The sequence below is a fragment of the Marinomonas sp. TW1 genome (assembly GCF_001625355.1).
Classification (GTDB): domain Bacteria; phylum Pseudomonadota; class Gammaproteobacteria; order Pseudomonadales; family Marinomonadaceae; genus Marinomonas.
In genome coordinates, this window is sequence record NZ_JSEE01000026.1 from 1 (window position 1) to 13016 (window position 13016).

The following is a 13016-nucleotide window of genomic DNA, read 5'->3' on the forward strand; positions in this document are numbered from 1 at the left end:
CAAGATTTATTCCACCGATGCGATAGCATTGAATGTGCAAGGTAACATCATCAATGAAGATGGCGCTCTGGTACATGCGGATACTGATCTTACCTTGGATGCTGAGGGCAACCTCACCAACACAAATTCCACGATTGAAGCTTTAAATCAGGTCGACATTAAGAGTCAGAACCTCACCAGCTCGGGGACAATTCTGGCACAAGATGGAAGTTTAACAATAGACACCAACCAAGTTACCAACCAAGGTGCTTTGGCGGGTAAAGGCATCACGATTAATGCCACCGAACTAAACAACAGTTCGGTTAACGCCAAGATCTACTCCACCGATGCGATAGCATTGAATGTGCAAGGCAACATTAGCAATGAAAATGGCGCTTTGGTTCATGCGGATACATCGATTGATTTAAATGCTTTTGGTGATGTAATTAACACAGGAAGTGTGATGGAAGCGGTTAATGATATTTCACTTCTGAGTCAAGATTTCAGCAACGACGCTAACAGTGCCTTGCTGGCGCAGAATGGCACACTCAGCATCGCGATAGGTAAACCAGATGAAAACAATGAACAAATAATGACAGGGCCGTTAACCAATAAGGGGGTGTTAACGGGCAAAGAGGTCGAGTTGACGGCAACGGCCATTCACAATGACACCAGCGACAGCCAGATTAGCGCTACGGGCGATGTGACCATAATAGCCTCTCAGGGTGAGGTGCGTAACACCCATGGTGCCAGCATTCGTGCCAATGACCTATTAATCATAGAGGCGGCGACGGACCTGATCAATAACGACAGCCAGATTGAATCCGGTCACGATATCCGTTTGTCCAGTCAAAACATAGAAAATACCGCAGAAGCTTTGATTCGTGCCAACGACAGCATAACTATGGACTGGCGCGGTACCTTAACCAATGACAATGCCAAAATCGAAGCACAAAACAATATACAAACCACGCAAGCCACCCAAAGTACAGAGGGAGAAGATAATGTTGAGAACCCTCGCTCAGGCAGCCTGACTAACCAAAGTAGCGGCTACATTACGGCACTTAATGGCAACTTGGATTTGACCTTAGGAAGCCTGACCAACTACGGATCCATTGGTGCCAATCAGGTGTATTTGAATACCAGTAATCTGTTAAACAATGGTAGCAGTGGCGCCATTGTAGCTAATGAACATCTGGATCTGTATTCCACAGGCAATATCAATAACAAATCAGGTGCCGTGCTTTACAGTTTAGGCAGTGGCCATTTAGAAACAGAAAATACTTTAACGAATAGCTCGGCAAGAATAGAAACCGTCAGGGACTTAACTGTTAACGCGCAAACAATATTGAATAAAAAGAATCGTTTTCGCTATCAATTTGAAACGCATGACTTAGAAACTTCATCATATGCTCCGGGATTTTGGGGAGGTTTTTTAGTTCCTGAATATAATGGTTTGTTTTCTATCACAACGACAACCCCTTACATAGTGGAAGACAGCGAGCAGGCATATTTAATGACTCAAGGGAATCTGACCTTAAAAGGAAATATTGATAATCAGTATTCTACAATTAGTGCGATTGGAGATCTTGATTTTGATGTGAATAAATATGAACTTACTAGTTTAAGCCTAGAAAAAACCGTACATTACAAGCAGTTTTTATTTATATTTGATCCATGTGGTGGTCCTGAATTGCAAATGGGGATATGTCATCGTATGAGTGAATCTGAGCTTCAAGATTATGTTGATTCACAACGTATTCCAGATATTATTATAAAAACCCCAGTTGCTTTAGCCACTTCAACTTTTACTTCTAACGGCAACATTACAGGTCAAGCTAAGAGCGTTTCCAGCATAGGTTCTGCGGATTCAGTCTCATTGGCTTCTGTTAATGGTGATCTAGACGCGACCTTGTCTGACTCTGAACAAAACCTTGCTGCTTCTGGTATAGGTGCGTCGCAGTTGGTGGGCTCAAACGACGAGACAGTAAATACCTCTGAACAGCCACAAGTCGTTGCTGATTCTAACGAAACGACAATCAATACTTCTGAACAGCCACAAGTCGTTGCTGATTCTAACGAAACGACAATCAATACTTCTGAACAGCCACAAGTCGTTGCTGATTCTAACGAAACGACAATCAATACTTCTGAACAGCCACAAGTCGTTGCTGATTCTAACGAAACGACAATCAATACTTCTGATCAGCCACAAGTCACAACTGGTTCTAACGATGCGACAATAAACACTTCTGATCAGCCGCAAGTCACTGCTGATTCTAATGAAGCGACCATAAATACTTCTGAGCAGCCGCAAGTCACAACTGGTTCTAACGAAACGACAATCAATACTTCTGAACAGCCGCAAGTCACTGCTGACTATAATGAAACGACAATCAATACACCTGATCAGCCACAAGTCACAACTGGTTCTAACGATGCGACAATAAACACTTCTGAACAGCCACAAGTCGTTGCTGATTCTAACGAAACGACAATCAATACTTCTGAACAGCCACAAGTCGTTGCTGATTCTAATGAAACGACAATCAATACTTCTGGTCAGCCACAAGTCACAACTGGTTCTAACGATGCGACAATAAACACTTCTGAGCAACCGCAAGTCGCTGCTGATTCTAACGATGCGACAATAAACACTTCTGAGCAGCCGCAAGTAACGAATTCTAATGATTCGTCACTTGGTAACATTAATTTGGAAACGGTGAAATCCCGCCGTGACGCCATTTTTAATGACCTTAATGTAGACTCTTTTGTACAGAGTGCGCTTTATACCTCTTCCGAAAATCCTGATTCTGATTACCTAATACAAACCAACCCCTTGTTCACCAATTACAAAAATTTTGTCTCATCTGACTACATGCTCAACAAAATGGTCGGTGATGATCAAGGCCGAACCGGGAAAACGGCCTCACGTCTGGGCGATGGTTTTTTAGAACAAAATCTGGTGCGTGAGCAAATCTTATCCTACACCGGTTTCCAAACTTTGCCCGATCAAGTGGACATAGAATCCGCCTACGCGACCTTGATGGACAATGCCTTAGAGGAATACACAGACTTACAATTAAGCGTGGGCATTGAGCTCACTGATAAACAAGTGGCGCAACTTAAACAACCGATCGTATGGATGGTCTCTGAGACGGTGCAGACGGATTCAGGACCTCAAGAAGCTTTGGTGCCGAAGGTATACTTTTCCAATACTTCTGATATGACCTTAAGACCAGATGGAGCCTTGATTGCTGCAACTAATATAGACATCCAAGTGGACGGTGATCTTGTTAATTCAGGCGCTATTGTCGCGCGTTCTGATCTATCTCTCAGTGGTGAGAATATTAGCAATAGCGGTAACATGATGGCAGGAAATAATGCCAGTCTAAATGCCTCCAGCGATATTGGTAACTCGGGGAGTATACAAGTCAATGGCGCTCTCAATTTGGTGGCGGGCGGCAACATTACCAGTGAAACCCAGAATCAAACCATTAGTACTCAGTCTGGGATCTTTTCCAACACGCAAACCTTGTTAGGAGAAACGGCGTCATTACAAGGCGGGACTGTCAACTTAGTGGCGGGCAATGATATTAGCCTCATTGGCAGTGAGGTGAGTGCCAATGATCAGATTTTTGCTCAAGCAGGCAATGATTTTACCCTTGCTAGTTTAGAGGTAACAAATAGCAGTGATATTGGAGGGCATTACAATTCTCAGAATTCGACCACGAATCATCTGACCAATTCATTATCGGCCAACTCGATTCAATTGAGCGCGGGTAACAACTTTATTAGTGGCGCTTCTGCAATCAGCGCTTTAGATCAGCTAAGTATCCATGCTGCAAATGATTTAACCTTGAGCAGCGTCGAAAACACAACCGAATCCAGTGCTCGTAGAAGAAATGCTTCTTCTGTTACTCATCAGGTGAACAGCTTAGCAGCCAGTCAGATTCAACTCAGCACGGGCAATACCTTTACCAGCCAAGGTGCTCAACTGGCGGCGGATAACGATTTGATTTTATCCGCCAACAATATCGACCTCTTAGCTGTCAAAGACATCAAAGACGCCTACAGCTTTGTGGGCGGCGGTGGCAACTCCACCGAAAAACGCACTCATAACGAAAGTATCACAGGCACCGACTTGAGCGCCGGCGGTGCCTTGACTCTGGTGAGTCAGAACGACATTTTCTCCAAAGGCTCCACTTTAAGCAGTGGCGAGGATCTGACCTTAGCGGCGGGGGGCGATGTGATCTTGACCACAGAAACCGCGCATAATTCGTCTTATCAGCAAGTGAAAAAGAAAAAGAAAAAATTATTTGGTACAAAAAGATCCACGACCACGACGACGTCTGAAAGCCTGATTAATCAAGGTACGAACCTGACGTCGGGCGGTGATCTTACTATTGCATCAGGTGTTGATATTCTCTTGGAGGGTAGCAAAGCTAACGCCGAAGGCGACATCAGCGTGCAAGCGGCGGGTGACATTGAACTGCTCAGTGCCGTGGACCAAAGCTCTCAACGCTACCAGAAACAGAAAAAAGGCACCTTTAAAGTCAAAGCCAAAGATAAGGGCTCTATCAAACAAACGGCGGTCACCAGTGATTTGGTGGGTGGTGGCAACATCAGCCTAGACAGTGGCAGCAACATCACCCTAGAAGGCGCCACCTTGGCGGCTAATGACACCTTATCCATCGGCACTGACGCCGTAACACAAAACGCCAACGGCCAATACGTCAACGACAAAGGGGAATTAGCGGGTAATGTTACCGTCACCACTCAGGCATTAGAAAGCAGTGAGTGGAGTGAATCTTCCTCCAGCTTCCGAGGCGTGTTTAAAGACCTTGCCAAAGGCCTTGCTGTGGTGGCGTCTGTGGGCACGGCAGGCTTAGTGCATGGAGAAATCAAGGTGGGTGAATCGGATGCCACCCGTACCGATACGCTAACGCAACACACCACCCAATTATCCTCAACCGACTTAAATCTCACCGCGCAGCAAGACCTGACCCTCATTGGCGCGCAAGTCGCGGTGAGCGACACTGCCAACTTAACAGCGCAGAATGTCACCATCGATGCAGCGCAAGAGCGCACCGTGACCAGCACCTCGCATACTGACCAGACTGTTTCAGGGGAGGGCGCCAGTTTCTCTTCGGAAAAAGGAGAATTGACACTAGCCAGCATTACGGAAACCGACCACACCGAGCGTACCACCACCACGGCGAATACTTGGGCTGGGTCGAGCTTACAAGCGGGTAACTTGAATATCAAAGCTGTCAAAAATGTGGCCATCATTGCCAGTGATGTGTCGGTGCAAAATGACGCGAGCATTGAAGGCGAGAATGTACTCATTGGTGGTCGCGAAGACACCTATGACACCACAAATGACAGCATCACCAAAACCAAGACCTTAACAGTGGGTGTGAAAAACGCCTATGCCGATACCTACCTTGCCGTGCGTGCTTTGGATCAAGCCAAAGATGCCGTCAAAGATGCCAAAGCGGCCTATGATGACGCCAAGCAAAAAGTGGCCGACGGTAAGCTTCCGAAAAGCGATTTGGACTTCTACAAAGCCAACTTAGCCGTGGCGACTGCCAACGTCGCCAATGCTACTACGGCAGCTTATAATTCGAGTGCGGCTGCCGCGGCGACAGCCGCCAGTGGAGGAACCGGTTTTTACGCCACAGCGGGCGTGACTACGCAAACCGACACCACCTCAACCACCACTAGTCAAGGTCAATGGCAAGGGGCTAACATTCAGGTAGGTGGTAATACCAGTCTGACCAGTGACAACAACTTGAATGTCGAAGGGTCTGTCATTGCGACGGCTGGGCAACTTGCGCTGAATGCCGATAATATCAATATCACCGCAGGCCAAAATACCTACAGCGAAGACACAGAAAGCCACAGTGAAGGGGCCAGTGTCAGTGCCAGTATGAAAGCTGACAGTACCGCTTTTAGTGGCAGTGTTAATGCAAGTCGGAGCCAAAGCCAATATGCCAGCACAAACTATGTTAACAGTCAGCTAAGTGCCGGCAGCGTGGTCAGTAACAGTGACACACTTACTATCAAAGGTGGCAACCTTAACGGACAGAATATTGACATCACCACTGACCAACTGGTTATAGAAAGCCTGCAAGATACCTCAAGTGGCAGTAATTCTAGTGTAGGCATGAACCTAAGCGCTTCTTTAGGCAATAATGACGCAGGCTGGAAAGATGTAATGGGCAGCAGTGGTCAAGCGCCATCCCCCTCGACCAATAACGGAAGTGCTGCGGGTAACCTTGCTTCTACTGAGTCGACAACACCAAGCTCATCGACCGGTGTGAGTGGTTTTGGTGGCAATATTGCTGTTGGTCAGTCAGAAAGCGCTTGGGTTGCTCAACAAAGCGGTATTAGTGGTGGTCAAGTCACTATTAAGGCAAAAGACACAACCATAACCGGTGGTGTGATTGCTGCGGTGGATAGCAATGGTCAAACGACAGATCAATTAACCCTAACTACTCAGAGTCTCAGCATCTCCGATCTTGAGGACACTTCCAGCAACAAAAACCTAGGCTTGGGTTATTCCGTGAGTGGCTTAGGCCAAGACGCGTCTAATTCAGGTAAAGATTCGTCTACCTCGACTTACAGTGCTTCTTTTAATGGTGCGGAAAAAGAACAAACCACCAAAGCCACCATAGGCCTTGGTAACGTCACCGTCGGCGGCACCAACATCGACGAACAAGCGCAATTCGCAGACCTTAACCGAGACATTACCAACAGCCAAGAAATCACCAAAGACGTAGAGCGTGGTGGTTTAGATGCCAACCTCACGGTGGACAACCGTATGTTGTCAAAAACGGGTTGGGAGGACATCGCCAATGACATAAGCGCGACCCATGATGCTGTGGCCTCGGGAGTGGATTATGTGGCCGATGAAATTGCCGTGCTGGGTAATGATTTGCCGGAGGAGTATCGCGGTCAGTTAGGTGAGACAGGGGAAGAGCTTGTTGACGATTGGATTCGTGCCGATTACACCGATGAACAAATAGCAGAAGCGCTTGAACGAGACAAAGTCCAAGAAAGCTTAGCCAATTTAGAATCCATTAAAGGCAAGTCACAAGAAGATTTCTTGGCCGAAGTCAATCAACAAGAGCAAAATCAAGCAACCGAAACATCGACACAAAGTGATATATCTGTAAAGGATGGAGAAGTTCGCTTAGGCCTCTTAGAAATTACCGACTCTAATAATAGTCCAACTGCTCTGGCGGTGGGAACGGATGCGCTGGGTAAACTCAACCAAGAGGTGCAGGCATTAGCGGAAGACAATCCAGTCCTATCAAACATGTTGTCTTATGGTATGGATGCGGTTGGTGGGCCTGTAAAAGCAGCAGTTGGCATACTCGTTGATGAAGGCTTTTCGGCGGTTGCTGGTGATGAGTTAGCCCAGGTTGGTGAAGCCGTCACCTCGTATGTGGGCGCTAAGATCCAAAACGTGGACGTGGACGAATACCGTGAACTTCGCACAGATGAACAAAATGATACGGCGCTTTATAACAGCCTAGAATCAGGTGAATCGATGATCAACACCGACGACGGTGTAGGAATGGTAGCGACCATCTTGGGTGTTGATCTGGGTAGAAGGTCTGTTAAATCGGCAACGAGCCATGATAGTGGTGATGGGGCAGTTTCTTCTGGTAGTATGGGGGATGGTGTTGGTTCTGCGACAACAAATATAAATGCAGCTAGATTAAATAATCAATTAACATCAGAGGAAATTACAAGCCACCATGCTTGGGATAAGCATAGAGATGAGTTTCCTGAGCTTAATTCAAAGCAAGAATTTCAACAGCATATTGAAAGTGTTATAAATAATTCGACTAGCGTTCGTTATACATCTGATGGAAGAACAATTTATTTAGATAGTAAGACTAAGACGGTTGTTATAAGAGATGCGACTAATTCAGAGAGCCCTGGAACAGCTTGGCGTCCTTCTGGCGATTGGGATACATATATTAAAAATGCTGAAAAGTTTGGTGATATACCAAAGGTAACATCTCCCCAAGCAACTACTCCTCAATTAGACTTACCCAAAAAAGGTTTAGAGGTTGATTAATGAAGATAACTAATTTGACAGAAGAACATATAGATTTTGTGTCAGAGGATCGGGATTTATGGATTCTTCGGGCATGTTTGAGAGAATGTGCTTATGGGTTTAAGTATGAAGAAATTAAAGTTGGTAATGAAGATTTACCGAGCCAGAATTCTTTGTCTGAGCTTTGTGAAAAAATTAGCATAGGTTTATCCAAAAGACCTAGTTCTTATATTGGTTTTTAACAATGGTTGATATAGTTCGATTTTCAGAAGTTGAGTTGGCTTGGTCTCTCTCTCAGAGTGAGTTGGATATATCAATTGCCGCAATGAAAACAGTGGCTTCAAAGTTAAGTGATGCTGAATTATCGTCAAAAATTGGGTGTGATAGGAAGAAGTTAGCTTCTTTGATAGGTTACTTGGAGTTGGTTAAGTGGAGAGCTTATGGATCCGAGGAGCTTGATAATAGCTTAGCCCCATATATAAAAATACCACAATGAATTGAAATTAATAATTGGGGGCAGAGTCTGAGGGATCCCCAAGAATTATCAATAAATAACAATAATTTAGAGCCTATAAGGAACATTCATGGCTTTTGGTGATCAATAATTTCGCCAAAAACAACTAAACACCTAGAGCCATGAACGGGACGACTATTCTGAACAAAATCATCTCCATTGTCAGCCCAAAAGAATTTATCAAGACACCCAGCCTAAAATATTCATATTTTCAATAAGTTAAGAATCTCATTGGTGGGCGTGAAGACATCTATGACAACTCTCCCCACAGAAATATGACACCATCACCAAGACCAAGACCCTCACGGTAGGGGTGAAAAATGCTTATGGAATCTTATTAGGACAGGCACCTTAAGTTCTTAATAGAATTTAACAAGACACCCACCTTAAGTTCTTAATATTTTCAAAATAGAATTTAACAAGACACCCACCTTAAGTTCTTAATATTTTCAATAAGTTAGAATCCTTTACTTCTTCCAAGGCTCAATCCAGCGATTGAGCTTTTTGGTTCTTCCTGAAAAAGCCCAAACCACCAAAGCCACCATCGGCCTTGGTAACGTCACCGTGGGCAACAGCAATCTAGACGAACAAGCGCAATTCGCCAACCTCAACCGAGACGTCGCCAACAGCCAAGAAATCACCAAAGACATAGCACTGCGTAACACACTGCGTAACAAGTCACCCACCTCTCAAAGCCAGTTATATCGAGGGATTTGATTTTTTGCTTGATTAAAATTCAAAATGCTGTACATAATTACAGTGTATTTTCTCAAGGAGGAGTTTGTCATGCCAAGAGCGAGAAGTCAGCAAATTAGTCTACAAGATACGCCTTACTATCATTGCATTTCACGTTGTGTACGTAGAGCATTTTTGTGTGGTGAAGATCCTGTCTCGGGTAAAAGCTTTGACCACCGTCGTGGCTGGGTCGAAGAGCGTTTATTATTCCTAGCCAGTGTCTTTGCTATTGATATATGTGCTTATGCAGTCATGAGTAACCACCTGCATGTGGTATTGCATATAAACGCAGAAAAAGCGGCGAAATGGTCTACATTAGAGGTCTTAAAAAGGTGGCATAAACTGCATAAAGGCACCTTGTTTACTCAACAATATGCACGAGGCGAACCTTTACCTGAGTTCGCTATGGCATTGGTTGAATCGTCAGTCGAGATTTTTAAAACTCGCCTTATGGATATTAGCTGGCTCATGAGGGAATTGAATGAACCAATTGCTCGCCAAGCGAACTTTGAAGATAAATGCACAGGGAGGTTTTGGGAAGGGCGCTTTAAGTCTCAAGCTTTGCTTGATGAAGCCGCGCTGGCCGCTTGTATGGCCTATGTTGATCTCAACCCGTTAAGAGCAAAAATCAGTCAAACGCCAGAAGACTCAGAATTTACCAGTGTTAAAAAGCGGGTTGTCGCCGCAAAGCATCAAAAACAACCGAAATCGCTTTATCCTTTTGTCGGTAACCCCAGAGAAAACATGCCTGATGGTTTGCCTTTCAAACTGACTGATTATCTTGAGTTGGTAGATATGACAGGGCGTATCATTCGAGAAGACAAACGGGGGTCAATAGACGCCTCTTTACTACCAATACTTCAACGGCTCAATACTTCCTCAGAAAATTGGCTGTGTATTGCGACTGAATTTGGGACAAGAACGGGCAGTGTCGTGGGCAATGAGCACTCAATAGCGCATTACTGCGAATCAAACCGTCGACAGCGAAAGCCATATATCGGCAAAGCGTCAAATTGCTTGCCCAATAAGCTGCTTCAATCTCTTTTCCTATCAAGCTAGCGGCACGCTAGTGGCTTTTCTTCGTCATCAATTTGGCTAAAAGTACATTTCCTCTCTGTCTTTTCTCTTTTGTTTAGATGAAGCGGCCTAAAAAGTGGTTTTCGAATTCATTTTTACTGTCTAAATATGGATTGTCCCTTTCTGGTGTAATTGAATTTTAAAATGGGTGTCTTGGTTGTCTTCCCAATCTCACGGTGGACAACCGTATGTTGTCAAAAACGGGTTGGGAGGACATCGCCAATGACATAAGCGCGACCCATGATGCTGTGGCCTCGGGAGTGGATTATGTGGCTGATGAAATTGCCGTGCTGGGTAATGACTTGCCGGAGGAATTAAGAGGTCGTTTGGGCGAGACAGGTGAGGACGTTGTTGATGCTTGGATTAGAGCGGACTTCTCCGATGAAGAAATAGCAGAAGCGCTTGAAAGAGAAGGAATCCAAGACAGCTTAGCCAATTTAGAATCCATTAAAGGCAAGTCACAAGAAGATTTCTTGGCCGAAGTCAATCAACAAGAGCAAAATCAAGCAACCGAAACATCGGCGCAAAAGGTGATAAGTGACGAGGATGGAAGCCATTTCTTAGACCCCGTCGAGATCAGCTCTAATGGTCCAACGGCACTGGCGGTGGGAACGGATGCGCTGGGCAAACTCAACCAAGAGGCACAGGCATTAGCGGAAGAAAATCCAGTCCTATCAAGCATGTTATCTTATGGTATTGATGCGGTTGGTGGGCCTGTAAAAGCAGCAGTTGGCATACTCGTTGATGAAGGCTTGTCGGCGGTTGCTGGTGATGAGTTAGCCCAGGTTGGTGAAGCCGTCACCTCGTATGTGGGCGCTAAGATCCAAAACGTGGACGTGGACGAATACCGTGAACTTCGCACAGATGAACAAAATGATACGGCGCTTTATAACAGCCTAGAATCAGGTGAATCGATGATCAACACCGATGACGGTGTGGGAGCGATTGCGACTATAATAGGCGTTGATCTCGGCAGAAAAGGAGTAAACTTAGGAGATAAAAAAGCATCGAGTGATGGTGGTGATGACGCGGATTCTTCTGGTAGTATTGGAAGTGGTAGTGGCTCAGAGGGTAGTACTCCTCCAAAAGTGACTGCTGAAGCGGAAGTTGATGGTGTTAAGTTCAATGACACTAACCAAGGCTCACGACCACCGGAATTAGCAGACCCCAATAAACCAACGCTTATTGCTGATGACATTCAGATCAAAATTGATAAGAACCCTGATAAACCATTCCCTAATGGCAATATGGCGACAGCCCATGCTGAAGTTGGTGCGATTCAACAGGCTTTTGATGCAGGTACAACGCAAGGAAAGAATATGACCATGACAGTAGAAGGAATGGAAGTTTGTGGTTATTGCCGTTCAGATCTTAGAAAAGCTGCTGATAAAGCAGGTTTGAACTCATTAACTATATACGAAGCCAAATCTGGAAAAACTCTAACTTGGACAAGAAGGGAAGATGGTTCAATGGGTAAGCTGAAAGAAACTAAACCTGAAGGGGATCAAAAATGATTGAGTTTTGTTTGTCTTCATCTTTGTTGGAGTCTAAAAGTGTTTATACTCCTCAATTCCAAGATGTAACTGGTGTACTTTCAAAATTACAGGGTGAAGATTGTACTGTAAGCCTTTCTATACCAGACTCTCCAGATGTTGGTGCAGACTTCTTACAGGTAAGAGCAGATTCCGGTAATTTCTTTGTGAGTATGAATTATCACTTAAATGAAGATGATGAAGAGGTTCGCACCTTGTTTTTCAAAGAAAAAAAAGGATTGCCTCAAATTGAAATACTTGGTGATTACTGGGATCCTCAGTTAGTGACAGATGATCTTGATTTAGTGATTCGCATCTTCAAAGAATTTTACGAAACAGGCAACGTATCACAAGATATTCTTTCCGACGTATGGCGTTAAAAATACACGGTACTTACAAGAAGCGGATGCAAGTGATTTACAGAGTGTAGCTAGTCGTGATGCTGACGCGATGGTTGATAATGCAAAAGTTTTGTCTCCAGAGAATGTGCCAGCCCTTCAAAATGCATGCAACAATGTTAAATGTATTACTAATGATCAGTATGATGATTTTTTAAGAAATCAATTGGATGAATAATTATATGTACCCCGCCGTAATAGCTTATTAGGACAGGCACCTTAAGAACTCAGTGTTTCCAAGGCTTCTAGCGTTTTCTCGATTCAGAACCTGAAAGAGACAAAAAACGCGGTTAGTGAGGCGAAAAGTGCTTACAACGATGCCAGCACTTATTAGGACAGGCACCTTAAGAACTCAGTGTTTCCAAGGCTTCTAGCGTTTTCTTGACCATATTTAAATACACTGTATATAATTACAGTATTTTTTTTCTCAAGGAAGAGAGGTTGGATATGCCAAGGTCTAGGGAAGCTCAAGTCAGTTTACAAGACACCCCTTATTACCATTGTGTGGCTCGCTGTGTACGGCGAGCTTTTTTGTGCGGTGATGATCCTGTTACAGGAAATAGTTATGAACATCGTCGTGGTTGTGTTGCATGTGAATACAGAAAAAGCGAAATCATGGTCAACATTAGAAGTATTACAGCGTTGGCACGCATTACACAAAGGGACAATATTTACTCAACGCTATATAAAAGGGGAGGACTTGCCAA

7 protein-coding genes and 1 pseudogene are annotated in these 13016 nt (G+C 44.6%); all 8 read left to right on the forward strand.

Features of this window, described 5'->3' with window-relative positions; translation table 11 throughout:
* The first annotated feature begins 34 nt into the window (after positions 1-34).
* The gene (locus OA79_RS17535; RefSeq protein ID WP_231908912.1) at positions 35-8074 is read left to right on the forward strand and encodes a hemagglutinin repeat-containing protein; all 8040 of its coding nucleotides are present in this window, start codon (positions 35-37) and stop codon (positions 8072-8074) included.
* Positions 8074-8295, forward strand: a complete 222-nt coding sequence (locus OA79_RS17540) for a hypothetical protein (RefSeq protein ID WP_063334514.1) — start codon at positions 8074-8076, stop codon at positions 8293-8295. Before OA79_RS17535 ends, OA79_RS17540 begins: the two co-directional genes overlap by 1 nt.
* Positions 8296-8297: 2 nt before the next feature.
* On the forward strand, positions 8298-8549 hold the full coding sequence (locus OA79_RS17545; protein WP_063334515.1) for a hypothetical protein: 252 nt from the start codon (positions 8298-8300) through the stop codon (positions 8547-8549).
* A gap of 513 nt (positions 8550-9062) precedes the next feature.
* Positions 9063-9284 carry a hypothetical protein gene (locus OA79_RS17550; protein ID WP_063334516.1) on the forward strand — a complete coding sequence of 74 codons (222 nt, stop codon included), beginning with the start codon at positions 9063-9065 and terminating at the stop codon, positions 9282-9284.
* A gap of 69 nt (positions 9285-9353) precedes the next feature.
* A complete protein-coding gene (locus OA79_RS17555; protein ID WP_063334517.1) occupies positions 9354-10361 on the forward strand; it encodes a transposase in 1008 nt (335 codons plus the stop codon).
* 206 nt (positions 10362-10567) lie between these two features.
* The gene (locus tag OA79_RS17560; RefSeq protein WP_063334518.1) at positions 10568-11893 is read left to right on the forward strand and encodes a cytidine deaminase-like fold-containing protein; all 1326 of its coding nucleotides are present in this window, start codon (positions 10568-10570) and stop codon (positions 11891-11893) included.
* Positions 11890-12291: a DUF6911 family protein gene (locus OA79_RS17565; protein ID WP_063334519.1), complete on the forward strand. Its 402-nt coding sequence runs from the start codon at positions 11890-11892 to the stop codon at positions 12289-12291. Before OA79_RS17560 ends, OA79_RS17565 begins: the two co-directional genes overlap by 4 nt.
* A 465-nt stretch (positions 12292-12756) precedes the next feature.
* A pseudogene (locus OA79_RS18310) lies at positions 12757-13016 on the forward strand (transposase); the annotation flags it as partial.

Excerpts from the sequence above, each read along its gene's own strand:
- OA79_RS17565 (WP_063334519.1), top strand. The coding sequence starts at position 11,890 with ATGATTGAGTTTTGTTTGTCTTCATCTTTGTTGGAGTCTAAAAGTGTT.
- OA79_RS17545 (WP_063334515.1), top strand. The coding sequence starts at position 8,298 with ATGGTTGATATAGTTCGATTTTCAGAAGTTGAGTTGGCTTGGTCTCTC.
- OA79_RS17540 (WP_063334514.1), top strand. The coding sequence starts at position 8,074 with ATGAAGATAACTAATTTGACAGAAGAACATATAGATTTTGTGTCAGAG.
- OA79_RS17555 (WP_063334517.1), top strand. The coding sequence starts at position 9,354 with ATGCCAAGAGCGAGAAGTCAGCAAATTAGTCTACAAGATACGCCTTAC.
- OA79_RS17560 (WP_063334518.1), top strand. The coding sequence starts at position 10,568 with ATGTTGTCAAAAACGGGTTGGGAGGACATCGCCAATGACATAAGCGCG.